This window comes from Aquincola sp. J276 (genome assembly GCF_024700035.1).
Taxonomy (GTDB): domain Bacteria; phylum Pseudomonadota; class Gammaproteobacteria; order Burkholderiales; family Burkholderiaceae_C; genus Aquincola; species Aquincola tertiaricarbonis.
The window spans coordinates 25,566-42,415 of the sequence record NZ_JAJONC010000002.1 but is presented as its reverse complement, the minus strand read 5'-3'; the positions used below and the strand labels follow the sequence as shown (position 1 = coordinate 42,415).

8 protein-coding genes and 2 pseudogenes are annotated in these 16,850 nt (G+C 72.2%); all 10 read right to left on the bottom strand.

What is annotated here, in order from left to right; translation table 11 throughout:
• Positions 1–12: 12 nt before the first annotated feature.
• Positions 13–1,023 carry an aldo/keto reductase gene (locus LRS14_RS18020; protein WP_257800531.1) on the bottom strand — a complete coding sequence of 337 codons (1,011 nt, stop codon included), beginning with the start codon at positions 1,021–1,023 and terminating at the stop codon, positions 13–15.
• A 233-nt stretch (positions 1,024–1,256) separates the two neighbouring features.
• Positions 1,257–2,060 (bottom strand): hydratase, encoded by an 804-nt coding sequence (locus LRS14_RS18015; protein WP_257800530.1) that lies wholly within the window; start codon positions 2,058–2,060, stop codon positions 1,257–1,259.
• Positions 2,057–5,195: pseudogene (locus LRS14_RS18010) on the bottom strand (efflux RND transporter permease subunit). Before LRS14_RS18010 ends, LRS14_RS18015 begins: the two are co-directional and overlap by 4 nt.
• A gap of 37 nt (positions 5,196–5,232) precedes the next feature.
• Complete coding sequence (locus LRS14_RS18005) at positions 5,233–6,447, bottom strand: efflux RND transporter periplasmic adaptor subunit (RefSeq protein ID WP_257800529.1); 1,215 nt, start codon at positions 6,445–6,447, stop codon at positions 5,233–5,235.
• Positions 6,444–7,913, bottom strand: a complete 1,470-nt coding sequence (locus LRS14_RS18000; RefSeq protein WP_083440782.1) for an efflux transporter outer membrane subunit — start codon at positions 7,911–7,913, stop codon at positions 6,444–6,446. Before LRS14_RS18000 ends, LRS14_RS18005 begins: the two co-directional genes overlap by 4 nt.
• Before the next feature lie 75 nt (positions 7,914–7,988).
• Complete coding sequence (locus LRS14_RS17995) at positions 7,989–8,129, bottom strand: hypothetical protein (protein ID WP_257800527.1); 141 nt, start codon at positions 8,127–8,129, stop codon at positions 7,989–7,991.
• Positions 8,126–9,190: an ankyrin repeat domain-containing protein gene (locus LRS14_RS17990; protein WP_257800526.1), complete on the bottom strand. Its 1,065-nt coding sequence runs from the start codon at positions 9,188–9,190 to the stop codon at positions 8,126–8,128. The genes LRS14_RS17995 and LRS14_RS17990 overlap by 4 nt, the downstream gene beginning before the upstream one ends.
• 18 nt (positions 9,191–9,208) lie before the next feature.
• A complete protein-coding gene (locus LRS14_RS17985) occupies positions 9,209–13,231 on the bottom strand; it encodes an RHS repeat-associated core domain-containing protein (protein ID WP_257800525.1) in 4,023 nt (1,340 codons plus the stop codon).
• Positions 13,228–14,766 carry a hypothetical protein gene (locus LRS14_RS17980; RefSeq protein WP_257800524.1) on the bottom strand — a complete coding sequence of 513 codons (1,539 nt, stop codon included), beginning with the start codon at positions 14,764–14,766 and terminating at the stop codon, positions 13,228–13,230. Before LRS14_RS17980 ends, LRS14_RS17985 begins: the two co-directional genes overlap by 4 nt.
• Before the next feature lie 178 nt (positions 14,767–14,944).
• Positions 14,945–16,828, bottom strand: a pseudogene (locus tag LRS14_RS17975) (type VI secretion system Vgr family protein); the annotation flags it as partial.
• Positions 16,829–16,850: the final 22 nt, after the last annotated feature.

Below are 16,850 nucleotides of genomic sequence, written 5' to 3'. Positions count from 1 at the left end.
GCCGCGCCGCCTTCAGCCGCGCAGCACCCGCCCCGTCACCGGATAGGCCGGATCGGTGTAGTGGTGGGTGGAGGCATGGCCGGGCGGCACCAGGCCGTCGACAAAGGCCTCGTCCTGCGGCGTGAGGCTGACCTCCAGTGCGCCCAGGTAGTCCTGCCACTGCGTCAGGGTGCGCGGGCCGGCGATCACGCCGTCGATCAGCCGGTTGTTCAGCACCCACGCCACGGCGAACTGCCCGGGCGTCAGGCCGCGCTGCGCCGCATGGGCGGCCAGGCGCTGGGCCGCGTCCAGCGACTCAGGCCGGAACTCGGTCTGCAGCAGCCGCGTGTCGGCGCGGGCGGCGCGTGTGCCCGGCGCCGGCGCCTGGCCCGGCAGGTACTTGGCGGTGAGCACGCCGCGGGCCAGCGGGCTGTAGCTCACCACGCCCACGCCATAGTGGGCGCAGGCGGGCAGCACCTCGACCTCCACGCCGCGGCTCATGGCGTTGTAGGGCGGCTGGCACACGATGGGCGGCGGCACGCCCATGCGCTGCGCCGTCTCCACCAGGCGGGCGATGCGCCAGCCGCGGAAGTTGGACACGCCGTAGTAGTGGATGTGGCCGTCGTCGATCAGCCGCGCCAGCGTGGAGAGGGTTTCCTCCACCGGCGTGGCCTCGTCGTCGCGGTGCAGGTACAGCACGTCGATCCAGTCGGTGCCCAGTCGGCGCAGGCTGTCCTGCACCGCCTGGCGCAGATGGCGGCGCGACAGGCCGCGGTCGTTCGGCCCCGGGCCCATCGGATTGAAGGCCTTGGTGGCCAGCACCCAGCGGTCGCGGTCGCCGGCGATCAGGCGGCCCACCATGCGCTCGGACTCGCCGCGCGCATAGGAATTGGCGGTGTCGATGGCATTCAGGCCGGTGTCGCGCGCCAGGTCCAGCATGCAAGCGGCCTCGGGCTCGGCCGTCTGGTCGCCGAACATCATCGTGCCCAGCCACAGCGGCGAGACCTGCAGGCCGCTGCGGCCGAGGGGGCGGTAGGCCGGCATCTCAGTGCCGCCCGGCCGCCCGAAGGCACTGAACGCCCCCACGGGGGCAGCGAGCGGAGCGAGCTTGGGGGCTGTCATCCGTTGCCGCCCGGCCGCCCGAAGGCACTGAACGCCCCCACGGGGGGCAGCGAGCAAAGCGAGCTTGGGGGCTGTCATCCGTTGCCGCCCGGCCGCCCGAAGGCACTGGACGCCCCCACGGGGGGCAGCGAGCGGAGCGAGCTTGGGGGCCGCCATCACACCACCACCTCCGCGATGGAGAAGACGACGCGCGCGTCGCCCAGCCGGCCCTCGTAAGTCCCCGGCTTCATCGTGTCATGCGGCCGGATGAGCGTGCCGGTGGTCACCAGCGCGCCGGCCGGCACGGCCAGGTCGAGGGCGGCGGCATGGGCCCAGAAGTGCTGCATCGCAGCCAGCGGATCGGTGCGGTCGTCGCCGGCCAGGGCCGGGCCCACCACCTCGCCGTAGTGCAGCAGCTGCGCCGGCGCCGCCAGCAGCGCCGAGGCCGCGCCCTGCGGCAGCGCGTCGCCCTTGACGAAGGCGTGGAAGCCGGCGTTGTCGCCGATGAAGCTGGGCACGCCCACCGCCTTGCGGTCGATGAAGCGACTGCACACCACCTCCACCGCCAGGTAGGCGGCGTCGATCATCGTGGCAGGCTCGAACACCTCGGCCGCCGGGCGGCAGGCGCGGGCGAAGCGCAGCGCGATCTCCACCTCCAGCGTGAACACCGCGCCATTGGGCGGCGCGGCCAGCACCGCGCCCGACGGATGCACGCAGGGGTCGCGCAGGTAGCCGAACACCGGGGCGCCGTGCGGCGCCGCCTTGATGCCGCTGACGCTGGCGCCGGCGATCTTCCAGCCGGCACTGCCGTCGGCCATGCGCCGCTGCAGCGCGGCCTGGATGGCATAGCCCTGGCTGATGCCGGCCGGCCGCTCGTCGGCGGGCAGCTCGGTCAGCCGTCGACGGTGGCGCCAGGCCTCGGCCAGCCGGGCGGCGGCGGGTTCGGGGTCGAAGTCTTGCAGCATCTCGGTCGAGGTCATGGGGCACGCTCCGGGGCGGTGGGGGTGTGCACGGGGGGCACGGCGGGCCCATGCGGCGCGGGCGCGGCATGCGGCGTCCTGAAAGTGTGCTTGCGCAGGAAGTTCACCATGTCGTCGACATAGGTGAACACCACCGGGATCACCAGCAGGCTGAGGAAGGTGGAGGTGATGAGGCCGCCGATCACCACGATGGCCATCGGCGCGCGGAAGCTGGGGTCCACGCCGATGCCCAGGGCAATGGGCAGCATGCCGGCGCCCATGGCCACGGTGGTCATCACGATGGGCCGGGCGCGCTTGTGGCAGGCGTCCAGCAGCGCTTCCCAGCGCGTCATGCCGCGGTCGCGGCGGGCCACGATGGCGTACTCCACCAGCAGGATGGAGTTCTTGGTGGCGATGCCCATCAGCATGATCATGCCGATCATCGACGGCATGGACAGCGCGGTGTTGGTGACGAACAGCGCCAGCGCCGCGCCGGGCAGCGACAGCACCAGCGCGGCCAGGATCGTCACCGGCTGCACGAAGTCCTTGAACAGCAGCACCAGCACCACGTAGATGCACAGCACGCCGGTGAGCATGGCCAGCGAGAAGCTCTGGAACAGCTCGCCCATCGCCTCCGCATCGCCCACCGCGGTGACGATGACGCCCGGCGGCAGGTTGGCCAGGCTGGGCATGGCCAGCGCCTGCTGCTCCACCTTGCCCAGCGGCTGCTGGTTCAGCTCGATCTCGAAGTTGATGTTGCGCAGCCGGTCGTAGCGGCCGATGACGGCCGGCCCGCTGCCGATGGAGATGTCGGCCACGTTGCCCAGCATCACCGGCCCGCGCGCGCCGGGGGATGGCCAGGCGGGCGATGAGGTCGGGGTCCTGCCGCGCCTCTTCCTTGAGCTTGACCAGCACCGGCACCTGCCGCTGCGACAAATTCAGCTTCGGCAGGTTCTGCTCGTAGTCGCCGGCGGTGGCGATGCGCAGGGTGTCGGCGATGGCGGCCGAGGTGACGCCCAGGTCGGCCGCGCGCGCCGCATCCGGCCGCACGATCAGCTCCGGCTGCACCAGGCTGGCGGTGGAGGTGACGTTGCCGATGCCGGGGATGGTGCGCAGGTCGCTCAGCACCTTGGTGGCATGGCTGGCCAGGGCGTCGCCGTCCTCGCCCGCCAGCACCAGCACGTATTTCTCCGACGAAGCCCCCAGGCCCACCTTCATGCGGGCGCCGGGCAGCACCGCCAGCGACTGGCGCAGCTGCTCCTCGATGGCCTGCTTGCTCAGGCCGGGGCGGTCGCCGCGCGGCGTCATGTTGATGGTGAGCGTGGCCTTGCGCACCTGCGGCGGGCCCTGCGGCGCGAAGGGATCGCCGCCCGCGCTGCCGCCGCCGATGGCGGTGTAGACCAGCTTCACATGCTCGTTGCGCTGCACGATCTCGCGCGCCTGCTCGGCCAGCGACAGCGTCTGCTTCAGCGTGGCGCCGGGCGGCAGCTCCAGCGTCACCTGCGTCTGCGAGAGGTCGTCAGGCGGGATGAAGCCGGTGGGCAGCAGGCCCATCAGGCTCAGCGAGCCGAAGAAGAAGGCCACCGCGGCCAGCGCGGTAAGGATGCGGTGCTTCAGGCACCAGGTGACCCAGCGCATGTAGCTGCGCATCACGCGGCCGTCCTGCTCCTCGTGGCCGCCAGGGCGCAGGATGTAGGCCGACATCATCGGCGTGAGCATGCGCGCCACCACCAAGGAGGCGAACACCGCGATGGCCGCCGTCCAGCCGAACTGCACGAAGAACTTGCCCGGCACGCCGCCCATGAAGGCGGTGGGCAGGAACACCGCGATCAGCGTGAAGGTGGTGGCGATGACCGCCAGGCCGATCTCGTCGGCGGCTTCCATCGCGGCCTGGTACGGCGTCTTGCCCATGCGCAGGTGGCGCATGATGTTCTCGATCTCGACGATGGCATCGTCCACCAGGATGCCCACCACCAGCGACAGCGACAGCAGCGTCACCACGTTGATGCTGAAGCCCAGCAGATACATGCCCGCGAAGGCCGGCAGGATGGACAGCGGCAGCGCGGTGGCCGCGACGAAGGTGGCGCGCCAGTCCCGCAGGAACAGCCACACCACGATGACGGCGAGGATGGCGCCCTCGTACATCAGCTTCATCGAGCCGTCGTAGTTCTCGACCACCGGGTCGACGAAGTTGAAGGCCTCGGTGATGGTGATGTCGGGGTGCGCGGCCTTGAGCTGCTCCAGCTTCTCGCGCACGCCATCGGCCACCGACACCTCGCCCGCGCCGCGGCTGCGGGTGATCTCGAAGCCCACCACCGGCTGGCCGTTGAGCAGCGCGGCCGAGCGGATCTCGGCCACGGTGTCGCGCACGCTGGCGATCTGGTCCAGCCGCACGCGGCGGCCGTCGGACAGCGGGATCTCCATGCGGGCCAGCTCTTCGGCGGTGGCCACGGTGGCGATGGTGCGCACCGACTGCTCGGCGCCGCCCAGGTCGGTGCGGCCGCCGGAGGCCTCCTGCTGCACCTGGCGCAGCTGGCGCGAGACGTCGGCCGCGGTGGCGTTCAGCGCCAGCATGCGCGCCGGGTCCAGCTCCACCGCCACCTGGCGGGTGACGCCGCCCACCCGGCCCACCGCGCCCACGCCGGGCACGCTGAGCATGGCCTTGGCCACATCGTGGTCCACGAACCAGGACAGCGCCTCGTCGTCCATGCGGCTGGAGGCCACGGTGTAGGTCAGGATGGGCAGGCCGGCCAGGTTCACCTTGCTGATGACCGGGTCGCGCAGCTCGCCGGGCAGGTCGGAGCGCACCCGTGCCACCGCATCGCGCACGTCGTCCACCGCCTCCTGCGTGGGCTTCTCGAGCCGGAACTCCACCGTCGTGCTCACCAGGCCATCGGTCACCGAGGTGTAGATGTGCTTGATGTCCTGCAGCGTGGCGATGGAGTTCTCCAGCTTGCGCGCCACCTCGGTTTCCAGCTGCGCGGGCGATGCGCCGGGCAGCGACGCGCTCACCGCCACCATCGGCAGGTCGATGTCGGGGAAGTTCTGGATCTTCATCGCCCGGAACGACATCAGCCCCGCCAGCGTGAGCATCACGAACAGCAGGATGGAGGGCGTCGGGTTGCGGATCGACCAGGACGAGACGTTGATGGCCATGGGGGCTCCGGCTCGGTTGTCTAGACAGCTCGCGCGGTCAGCGCAAGGCCGGGCGGGCCGGCGCGGCGGCAGCGGCCGGCGTGCCGTCCACCACCCGCACCAGGTCGCCATCGGTCAGGAAGCCCACGCCCTGCGCCACCACGCGCGCATCGGGCGCCAGGCCGCCGGTCACCTCCACCCGGTCGGCCAGGCGCCGGCCCAGCTGCAGCTTGGCCTGCTTGACCCGCCACAGCCCTGGCGCGGCCTCCGATTCCAGCGCGAAGGCGTACTGGAAGCCGTCGCGCAGCGCCACCGCCGCCTGCGGCAGCGTGAGCGCGGGCGTGCTGCCCAGCGCGAACTCGCCGCGGGCAAACATGCCGGCCCGCACCGCGGCCGAGGCCCCGGCCTGCGCCGCGGTGAGGTCCACGTACACCAGCCCGTTGCGGGTCTGCGGATCCACCGTGGGCGCCACCATGCGCACCCTGCCGGCGGTGGTGCTGCCGTCGGGCAGCTGAAGCTCGGCCTGCATGCCGGTGCGGATCTGCGACAGCTCGGCCGCGGTGACCTCGGCGCGCCACTCCAGCCGGCCGCCGCGGATCAGGCGGAACAGCTCCTGCCCGTTGCCGGCCACCGCGCCGACGGTGGCCAGGCGGGCGGAGATCACGCCGTCGTCCGGCGCGGTGATGGTGGTCTTGCGCAGCCGCAGCTCATCGGACTGCAGGCGCGCCCGCTGGGCCTGCAGCCGCGCGCGGGCCGTCTTCTCGGCGGTGATGTACTGGTTGATCTGCTGCGCGCTGATGGCGCCGGTGGTCTGCAGCTGGCGGGCGCGTTCGGCATTGGCCTGCGCCTCGGCCAGCGTGGCCTCGGTCTCGGCCAGCGCGGCGCGGGTGGCCGCCAGCTCCACCTGCACCGTATCGACCGCCATGCGGGCCAGCACCTGGCCGCGCTTGACGCGGTCGCCCACGTTCACCAGCACCTCGGCCAGGCGGTAGCCGCCCTGCTCGGCGCTGACGATGCTTTCCTGCCAGGGCGCGATGCTGCCGTTGGCGCTCAAGGTGCGCGACCAGTCGCTGCGCTGCGGCACCACCACGCTGACGGTGAGCGCGGGCTTGCCGGCCGAGGCGGCCGCATCGGGCACCGGCACGCCGGTGGGGCCCGATGCGGCGCTCACCGGAGCGGCGGCGGGTTCGTCGCGGCCGCCACAGGCCACCAGGACGGCCGCCGTGGCCACGGACACGGCCAGCACGGCCACTTGTCTAGTCAACTTGCTCACTTGCTGTCCCCTGTCGTCATGGTGGCCTCGGTGCCTGCGGCAGCAGGCTGCCAGCCGCCGCCCACGGCCTTGTAGAGCGCCAGCCAGGCGCCCACCCGTTCGCGCCGCACCTGCACCAGGGTGGCATCGGCCACCAGGGCGCTGCGGCGGGCCTGCTCCAGGTCCAGCAGGCTGCCGGTGCCCACCTGGAACTGCGTCTGCGCCGCGGCCAGGAACTCGGCATAGCCCTCGGCGGCGCGGCGGGCATCGTCCTCCCGCTGGCCGGCGGCCTGCAGCCGCACCAGCGCTTCCTCGACCTCGCGCGCGGCACCCAGCACCCGTTCGCGCCAGGCGGCCACGGCCTCCTCGTAGCGGGCCTGCGAGGCATCCACCGCGGCACGCCGGCGGCCGCCGTCGATCAGCGGCGCCAGCAGGCCGGGGCCGAAGCTCCAGGTGTCGCCGTTGAAGGTGGCACCCCCGGCCCGCACGGCCGCGCGGCCGATGGAGCCGGTGATGGACAGCCGCGGCAGCCGGTCGGCCTGCGCGGCGCCCACGTCCGCGGAGGCGGCGGCGATCTCGCGCTCGGCCGCCGCCACGTCGGGCCGCTGGGCCAGCACCTGCGCCGGCACGCCGGGCACCTCGAAGGCCTGCGGCTGCGGCAGCCGCGCCCGGCCTTCGGCCAGCAGGCTGCGAAGGGCGGGCTCCGGCTCCACCGTCAATGCGGCCAGTTGCTTGACCAGCAGGTCGCATTCGGCCCGCTGTCCGACCACGCGGTTGGCCGCCTCCGCGGCGCCGGCCCGGGCCAGCGCTGCATTGGCCGGGGCCTGGAAGCCGGCGTCGGCCAGGCGTTGGGTGAGGCCGCTGGTCTGCGCGGCGGAACCGGCGTCCTGCTCGTACACCGCCAGCACCGCCTCGCAGGCGCGCAGGCCGACGTAGACGTTGGCCACCTCGGCGGCCAGGCTGACGCGGGCGTTGTGCCACAGCGCATCGGCGCCGGCCGCACGGGCCTGCGCGGCGGCCACGCTCTGGCGGGTGTAGCCGAAGAGGTCGATCTCCCAGGCCGCATCCAGCGTGGCGGTGCCGTAGCTCTGCTGGCCGGGCGTGGGCGGCAGGTCGGTGCTGGAACGCTGCAGCCCGGCATTGGCATTGAGCGCCGGCAACGCGGCCGCACCGGCGATGCGCGCCGCCGCACGCGCCTGGGTGATGCGGGTGGCGGCCTGGGCCAGCGTGGGGTTGTTGCGCTGCGCGGCATCCACCAGCCGGCCCAGCAGGGCATCGTCGAAGCGCTGCCACCAGCCGCTGAGCTGGGCCGCATCACCGCCGTGCGGCAAGGTGGCCTGCCATTGCAGCGGCACCGCATCGGCGGGTGGCGCGGCCGGCGGCGGGGTGGCGCAGGCGGTGAGCAGCAGGGCCAGCAGGCCCGTGGGCAGCAGGCCCGCCCTGCGCGGCCGGGTAAGGCCACGCGGGCATTCGTCTCTTGTTGTCATGGCTCGGTGGGTGACGGAGCGGGAGGCCGGCGGCAGTGTATCGGCGGCGCATGGGCCCACCGGCGCGCGGGTGGGTCAGGTCAATATGCGCCAGAGCTCGCGCAGGAAGTGGCGCACCGGCTGGGCCCATTCGGGCGGGATGAAGGGGTGCAGTGCATAGGCCAGCAGCAGCATCGCGGCGGTGATGGCCAGGGTGCGCAGCAGGCGGCGGTTCATCGCGGCGAAGGCAGCGGCAGCGCCAGCTGCTCCCATTTGGCCGACGCCAGCCTGGCCAGCGCGGCGGCCTTGAGCGCGCCCTTGCCCGCGGGCAGGGCCACCAGCAGGTGCAGAGGCCGGCCGCCGGCCGGGTCGGCGCCCAGGTCGGCACGCGACACCACGGTCCAGGCCGGCGGCTCGCCGGGCTGGCCGGTGCCGGGCACGCCGATGCTGACGGCCTCCGCCAGCCGGGCCTGCGGCAGCAGCCGCGGCATTGCCTGCAGCACATCGAGCGGCCAGCGGTACTCGGGCATGGCGCGTGCGCGCCGGCACAACGGCCACTCCGAGGGCAGGCACAGCATCACGGCGTCGCCTTCGCCGCCCACGGTGAACAGCAGCTGATGGGTGTACTTCTTCGGCAGCCGGCTGCGGTAGACCGCAGGCAGGCCGCGGGCCGGGTCGGCGTCGGCCAGCGGCAAGGGCCCCACGATGGCGCCCAGCGCCTGCTCCCAGGCGCTCAGCGCCTGGCCGTGCGGATGGGTGCGCCAGTCGTGCGGCGCCAGGTAGGGCCGCACGCCGCCATGGGCCCTCAGCACCTCGGCCGCGCGGTCCTGGCCGCTGGCCTTCACGCGGTACAGCTCCGCGAAATCGAGCGCCGTCTGCGGCAGCCGCAGGTGCTCGCGATTGACCTCGGCATCGGCATCGATCAGCAGCTGCAGCACATCGAGCCGCCCTTCCATCGCGGTGGCCATCAGCGGCGTGCCCGCGGAACGCACCGAGCCGTCCACCGCAGCGCCCTGCGCCAGCAGCCACCGCGCCACGTCTAGGTGACCGGCGGCCGCCGCCAGGTGCAGCGGCACGGCGCCATCCGCGGGGCGCAGCGCATCGACGTCGTCACCGGCCTGCAGCAGGACCTGGCACACGCCGAGGTGGCCGCGGTGCGCCGCCAGGTGCAGGTAGCGGGCACCGCCACCGCCGGGCCAGCCTCGGGCCAGCAGCGCCGGATGGGCCGCCGCCAGCTTGCCCGCGGCGGCCGCATCGCCGCCATGCACCGCATCGAAGAGCCGGTCCTCCGCCGTCATCGTGTCATCCCCGTGTGTTCAAACCAGCGGCCCGTTGGCCAGGATGCCGCCGATGTCCTCCAGCGCGGAGCGCACCTTGGCGGCGGCGTTCTTGCCCTTGTCCGCCGCCTTGAGCCGGTCTCGCACGGCCCGTGCGTACTCCACCGAGTGCCCTGCATTCTGGGCCCACACCACGTTGGGGCCCTTCTGCAGGTCGATGCCGTGCTTGCGCAGGATCGAGCGCGCCTCGGTAACCAGCTTGCGGTTCTCCTTGCGCCAATGGCTGAAGGCACCCTCCATCACGATGTGGTGCCGATGCGGGTTCAGCATGCCCGCAGGCGCATCGCCCATCTTCTTCAACCACTGCTTGTTGATGTTGCATTTCTTGAGCCCCAGCGGATCGGTCCACGACTGCAGGTTGGGCGCATAGGCGTACGGGTTGTCGCCCGCGTCCAGCCCCAGCGGGTCGGCGCTGGCAAAGGCCTGCAGCCCCGGGTGGAAGTAGCGATGGCGGTTGTAGTGCAGCCCTGTCTCGTCGTCGGCGATCTGGTTCTGCAGCCGAAGCGGCTGCACGCCCGGGTCACCGGTGCAGCGGCCGCCGCCCGCATCGGCCCACAGCGTGGCGCCGAGCGGGTCGACCAGCGCCCAGGGGGCGCCGTTGGGGTCGAGCAGGTAGAAGCCCAGCAGCCGCGCCGGTTCGTCCCAGCGGGCGGCCGCCAGCTGAAGCAACGGCTCGAAGCTGCCGGGGCGCATCACGAACTCCTGCCTGCGCTCGCCGGCCTCGTGCGGCCGCGCCTGCAACACCAGGGCATCGCCGTCCCAGCCATACCAGGTGCGCTGCTCGCCGGTCTGCTTCCACAGCCGGCGGCCGAGCGCGTCATAGCCGTAGCGCGTGACGATGCGCCCGCCCGCGGCGATGGCGCAGCTGGCGGCCAGCCGCTGGTCGGCCGACCAGGCCAGCCGCACTTCGCCGAGTGCCGCACTTGTATAGGCAACCAGCTGCCAGGCCGCATCGTGCCGGTAGCGGTGGCCGGCGCAGATGCCTTCGGTCGACCCGGCGGCATCGGCTTCCAGGATCTGCAGCCGGTCGCCATTGGCCGCCAGGGCGATGCGGTGAAGCAGCCCTTCCACGTCGGTGTGCGCCACCACGCGGTCCATCGGATCGAGCTGGTAGCGGTCGGTCCGGCCCAGGCCGTCACCGCGTTGGAGCAGGTTGCCCGCGCGGTCGTACCGGTAGGCGGCAGCAGCCAGCAGGCCGGCTTCACTGCGCAGCCGTTGCTCGACGAGCCGGCCATCGGTGTCGTACGCAAAGCCATGCAGCAGGCCGGGCGACAGCCGCTGGTGCAGCAGCTGTCCGGCCGCATCGTGCTCGAAGCGGATCGGCTCCCCGCCGTCCAGGCGCATCGCCAGCGGGCGGTCTAGGGCATCGAATGCCCACTCGGTGACGCTCTGCGGCGCCGGGCCGGCCCGCAACGCACGACGCACCCGGTTGCCCGACGCATCGAAGGCACTCTCGATCTCGAAGCACAGGCCGCCGGCATGCAGCTGCCGCTCCAGGGTGTTGCGACCATCCGCATCGAAGACCAGCGTCACCCGGGCCTGCGGATTGTCCGCCCGCAGCAGGTGCCCGTCGCCGTCATAAGCGAACTGCTCCACCCACGCCGCACCATCGCCCTCGGGGTGGGGCATCTGCCGCCGCCGCACGACGCGGCCGAGCCCGTCGCAGCGGTAGTCGATCCGGCGACCCAGTGCGTCCACCGTCGCTACCAGGTGACCGCCGGCATCGTGCTCGAAGCGGGTGCTGCGACCAACGAAGTCGATTTCCTGCACGACGCGGCCGGCGGCGTCGCGCACCAGGCGGTACCAGCGATGCAGGGCATCGCGCACCCCTACCAGCCGCTCCTCGGTGTCGTAGGCATAGAGCACCTCGTGGCCGTCGGGCTGGCTGCGGCGGGCCAGCATGCCCTGCCCGAAGTAGGCCAGCCGCGTGACCTGCCCGTTGGCGTCCGTGTAGGCGACGATGTTGTCCTCCGCGTCGTATTCGCAGGCGGCGGCCGACCCCGATGGCAGCAGCACCTGCGTCAGCCGGCCCTTGGGGTCGTAGCGGCATTCGGTGCGGCGCCCCAGCGGATCGGTGCGTGACAGCAGGCGGCCGCGCACGTCCTGCTCGAAGCGGGTGGCATGGCCCAGCGCATCGACGATGGTCGACAGCTGCCCCCAGGCGTCGTAGCCCAGCGTGGTGATGCCGCCGCGCGCATCCACCTGGCGCACCAGCTGCCCCTGCGCGTCATAGCCGAAGCGCTGCACATGCCCGAGCGGCGACACCTGCTCCACCAGCAGCCCGCGTGCGTCGAAGCCCGAGGTCCAGCGCCCACCATTGCCGTCGGTCATGGCCACGAGGCGATCGTCGGCATCGAACGCCAGCCGCAGTGTGCTGCCATCGGCCAGCACCTGCCGCAGCAGGTTGCCCCGCTCGTCATGGCTCCACTCGGTGCGCCGCCCGGCCGGGTCCACCACCGCGGTGGTGCGGCCGGCGTCGTCGTACTCGTATACCGTCATGCCACCCAGCGGGTCGATCTCGTTGATCGGCAGGCCGCGGTCGTCGAGCTTGACCAGGCTCACATGGCCCAGTGAATCGGTGATGCGGCGCTCGTTCAGCGCATCGAGGTACTGGAAGCGGTAGTCGTACAGGCCGCCATCGCCCCAGCTGTGCACCACGCGCTGGCTGCCGTCGGGGGCGGCCTCGTAGGCATAGTGGAAGCTCAGGCCCAGCCGGTCGGTGTGGCGCAGCAGGTGGTGGGCCGTGTCGCCGCGGCCATAGGCGAAGCGGTACGGCGCGCCCAGCGCATCGATTACCGCGACCAGGTCCCCGGCATCGTCGTATTCATAGCGCACGTAGCCGTGGTCGGTGCGGGTGGCGGCGTCCACCAGCGTGACCGCCACCAGCCGCTCGTCCTGCAGGGTCAGCGCCAGCCGGCGACCGGCCGATTCCGTGAGCGCATGGGGCCGGCCGTTGCGGTACTCCACCGTCAGCGCGTTACCGCAGCGGTCGGTGATGCGCCCGATCGGCACCAGGCCGCCGCCTTCGGCGGTGCCCCGCGCCAGATGCTTGGGGAAGCAGTGGATGCGGCCGTCCTTGGTGCGCACCTGCCATTCGTCGCCCTCGTCGGTGAGGCGGGCGCCGTCGGTCAGCTCCAGCTGCATGCCCGCGGCACCGGGCGCGGCGGGCAGGCGCTCGAAGGCCAGCGGGCCGATGCCCGGGCCATGCAGCATCACGCTGCCGTCGGCCGCATCCACCTCCAGGCGGATGTCCAGCAGCGTCTGCCAGCCGGTGCCGCACACGCCCACATGGCGGTCGGCCGAGGAATAGCAGCGCAGCCAGTCCACGTCGATGCGGCCGGGCAGCTGGAAGTCCTGCTGTTCCAGGCTCACCGCGCCGTTGAGGATGTTCACCGGCTCGGCACGCAGCACGGTGCACTTGAGGAAGCCGGGCTTCAGGTTCTTGAACAGCTTCTGCCGCAGCCGCTTGAACACGCCGCTCTTGGCCAGCTTGCCCAGGCCGGCGAACACGCCCTTCATCGCCATGCCCATCAGGCTGATGGTGGGCGGCCCGCCGACGAACACCGTGGTGGGCGTGGCCAGGTTGAACACCGTGGGCAGCACCATCGCCCGCGGGCCGCCCTTCTTCTTCAGGCGGAAGGGGCTCATCATGCCGGCGGCCTGGCAGGACAGCACCGGATGCGAGATGTGCGACATCGGGTCGCCATCGGCCACCACGGTGCTGCTGCCCATGAACAGCTCGTCCTCGGTGTCGGGCAGCTTGGGCGCGAACGGAAAGCCCGGCGGGATGTGCACCACCTTGCCCGCAGTGCCGGCGGTGGCGCGCTTCATGCCGCACACGGTGATGGTGGCGCCGATCACCGGCACGTAGTCGAACGGATCGAACACCACCGACATGTGCGGCGTGGGCAGCGGCGTGGGCGTGGGTGCCGGCGTGGGCACCATGCACAGGTGGATGTCCACGCCCATCTGCACGTCGCCGTGCTTGGCGGCCGGCATCATGGCAAGGGCGCGGTCGATGGTTCGAATGGCGGCGGCAAGGCCAGGTCGCTGTCCACCAGCCAGGCCTCGCCCAGCAGGCTGCGGCCGTGCGCTGCCCACTGCTGCAGCGGGGCCGGGCCCTGGGACACCAGCCCGTCGATCTGCTGGCGCGCCACCGCCGCCGCGGCCTCGGCCTGCGTGGCCCGCAGGCCTTCCACCTGCGCCAGCGCATCGGGCCGCCGGCGTTCGGTGAGCGCCAGGGCCAGCGCATCGGCGCGCTCGCGAACCTGCTCCAGCTGCTGCTGCAGCCAGCGCTTGGCCTGCTGCATCGCCTGCACCCGGGGCGGGTCGATCCAGCGCATCTGGTCCACCAGCGCCACCGCCAGCGTGGTGAGCCCGCGCGCCTCGGGCTTGAGCGCCTGGCCGAGCTGCAGCACGCAATGGCCGCGCTCCTGCGCGCCCGGCCGGTCGCCGGCCCGCGCGGCGCAGAAGGCCGCCATGCGGAAGGCCTCGATGGCGAGGATGGGGTTGGCATCGTGCTGCGCCACCTGCGCCGCTTCGTCGTAGCAGCGCATCGCCTGCGCGTCGTCGCCCGTGGCCAGGTGCACCGCGGCCTCGCCGAAGCAGGTCTGCAGCACCAGCTTGTGGCCGCAGGGGTGACGCGCGGCCACGGTGTCGTCGGCGGCCTGGCGGGCGGCGCGATAGACGGTCACCGCCTCGGCATGCCGGCCTTCCTTGAGCAGCGCGCCGGCCACCATCACCCGCAGGGCCACTTCCTGGTCGGCCCAGCCCTGCTGGCGGGCGAACTGCAGCGCATCCACGGCCTTGGCCTTGACCTGGTCGGCGCCGCCGTGGGCCAGCAGCGCCACCACGCCCATCATCAGGTTGCGGAACACGGCCGCAGGCCCGACGCCGCCTTCCTGCGCGAAGGTCTCCTGCGCCACCGCCAGGCCATCGATGTCGATGCGCTGCACCTGCACGCGGTCGTCGGCGGCGGCCAGCAGCGCGGCAAAGCGCGGCACCTCCTGCGCATCGGCCATCAGCACCCGCAGCCGCTGCGGCAGCCCCACGTCCAGCAGTTCGCGCACCCAGCGGGCGAAGCTGGCGGCATGGGCCACGGCAGTGGGCATGAGCACGATGCACAGCTGCGCGCCCGGCGCCATGGCCTGGTGGTGGCGCGAGCCGAAGGACCGCAGCGCCTCGCCGAACCAGGCGGCGGTGTCGGGCGTGGCCGCGGGGTCGTAGGGCCAGTCGGTGGCCAGGCCCTGGGCGCGCAGCTCGTCCGCGCTGGCGTCGTAGATGCCGCGCAGCGCTTGCTTGAGCGCGCGGCCGTACTGCAGGCCGTGCACGAACGGCTGCTTGAACAGCAGGAACACGTCGCCGGTGGCATAGGGCAGCTCCAGCTTCTGCGCCTCGACGAAGCATTCGGCCAGGCGCAGCCCGCTTTCGGGCAGCTGCCACATCAGAAGCCGCGCCTGCGGCATTGCACGGAAGGCCTGCCACTGGTCGGCGAGCTGCATCAGCCGCCGCTCCACCGGGTTGAGGTCCGCGCCCATGGGCTCAACCGTTGAGCGAGATCTTGGGCGCGGTGATGCTCACGCCCGACGGATCGATCTTCACGGTGGACGGCCCGCAGCTCAGCGTGATGCCGCCCGGCGCCAGCTCGATGGTGGAGGGGCCGACGTGGATCGTGATCCTGGCCTTCGAGGTGACGTCCATCTCGCCGGTGGCGTCAAGGCCCAGCGTGCCCTGGACGGTGACGGTCTCGTTGCCGCTGACATCGGCCGTGCGGTGGCCGGTGACGGTCTCGCTGCGGTTGCCGCCCACCGTGAGCGTGTCGTCGGCGGTGATGTCGGTGCTTCGCCGGGCCTTGACGGTGACGGTCTGGTCGGCCGTCACCGTCTGCGTGTGCTTCGATTCGTAGGTCTCGGCGACGTCGCCCTTGACGTGGTAGGTGGCCGTGTTGGCCACCACGTCGTGGCTGAAGCTGCCGGCGCTGATGGTGATCTTCGTGTCCTGCTTGATCGTCTCGGTGTGGGTGCCATCCACCGTGATGGTGCGGTGGTTGTGCACCGTCTGCGTGTCGTCATGCTCCACCGTGGTGGCCATGTCGTGCTGGGCATGCACGGTGATCTTTTCCTTGCCGGCGGTGTCGTCCATCGACATCTCGTTGAAGCCGGCGCCCTTGTGGCTCTTGGACTTGATGCCGCTGGTGGCGGCCGCGGCCGGCAGGCCGTAGGGCGGCGGCATCGCGCCGTTGTAGACGCGGCCGGTGACGATGGGCCGGTCGGGGTTGCCCTCCAGGAAGTCGACGATCACCTCCTGCCCGATGCGCGGGATCGATACCGAGCCCCAGCCCTGCCCCGCCCACGGCTGCGACACCCGCACCCAGCAGCTGCTGTTCTCGTCGCGCCGGCCCAGCCGGTCCCAGTGGAAGTGCAGCTTCACCCGGCCATGCGCGTCGGTGAAGATCTCCTCGCCCGCCGGACCCACCACCACCGCCGTCTGCGGGCCGCTGACCCGCGGCTGCGGCGTGCGGGCGCGGCTGCGCCACACCTCGTCGCCGCCGATGGCCTTGAAGCGGCAGCGGAAGAAGGGCACCGCCGTGCCGGAGCGGTGGCCGGCCGCGGCCATCTCGATCTCGGTGGCGATGGCCAGCCATTCGCGGTTCTGCGCGGCCTGCGGATGCTCGGCCAGCGCAAAGCGGCCGCCCGCGGCCAGCGTGCGCATCAGGCCCTCGCCGTCGATGCGCAGCACCCGCGCATCGAACACCTGCTGGCGGATGCCGGCGTAATGATCACCCTCGGCCTTGCTGGCGTAGTCGCAGGGGTAGTCGTAGATCTCCAGCGCCGGCAGGCCCTGCGGCTGCGGCGCGGCGCTGCCGGCATGGGCATCGGCCTGCAGCGAGGTGTCGGGCCTGGCGAAGTCGTAGTCGGTGATGGCCACGCGCAGCGGCTGCACCCGCTGGCTGGCGCGCCATTGCGTCACCGGCTCCAGGTCGGTGGCGCTGTCGGCCGTCTCGCGGTAGACGAACTCATGGCCGCCTTCGCAGGGCATGTGCGCGCCGGGGGCATCCACCAGCACCAGCGTGTGGCGCTGTGCCTCGTGGCGGAAGAAGTAGTAGATGCCCTCCTTCTCCATCAGCCGGCTGGCGAAGGCGAAGTCGGTCTCGCGGTACTGCACGCAGTACTCCACCGGGCCATAGCGGCCGGTGAGCTGGAAGTCCACCTCCACCGCGAACGGCTCCAGCACCTTCTTCAGGATGTCGGGCACCGACAGCGCCTGGAAGATGCGGGTGTCGGCCCGCCGCGTGAGCAGCCACAGCGCGGGCCGCAGCACCAGCCGGTAGCTGAAGCGGTCCTCGCCGGATTCGCCCAGCAGGCCCATCTCGGCCACGATGCCATGGAAGAAGCGGTCCTTCCCGTCGGCGCGCTGCAAGGCCACGCAGGCCGGCTGGCCCAGCAGGTCCACCGGCGCCAGCATGGGATCGGCCGAACCCGCCTCCACCTCGAACTCGAAGGGCTCACCCAGGGCCTCGCGGGCCCGCATGCGCCTGAACATCAAGGCATCGCCCAGCGGGGTGGTCAGCCGCATCAGCAGGGGCGTGGGTTGGGGCAATGCAGTCTCCGGCGTGTCGGGG

Coding starts and splice junctions, on each gene's coding strand:
- LRS14_RS17995 (WP_257800527.1), bottom strand. CDS start 8,129: ATGAACCGCCGCCTGCTGCGCACCCTGGCCATCACCGCCGCGATGCTG.
- LRS14_RS17980 (WP_257800524.1), bottom strand. CDS start 14,766: ATGGGCGCGGACCTCAACCCGGTGGAGCGGCGGCTGATGCAGCTCGCC.
- LRS14_RS18000 (WP_083440782.1), bottom strand. CDS start 7,913: ATGACAACAAGAGACGAATGCCCGCGTGGCCTTACCCGGCCGCGCAGG.
- LRS14_RS17990 (WP_257800526.1), bottom strand. CDS start 9,190: ATGACGGCGGAGGACCGGCTCTTCGATGCGGTGCATGGCGGCGATGCG.
- LRS14_RS18020 (WP_257800531.1), bottom strand. CDS start 1,023: ATGCCGGCCTACCGCCCCCTCGGCCGCAGCGGCCTGCAGGTCTCGCCG.
- LRS14_RS17985 (WP_257800525.1), bottom strand. CDS start 13,231: ATGATGCCGGCCGCCAAGCACGGCGACGTGCAGATGGGCGTGGACATC.
- LRS14_RS18015 (WP_257800530.1), bottom strand. CDS start 2,060: ATGACCTCGACCGAGATGCTGCAAGACTTCGACCCCGAACCCGCCGCC.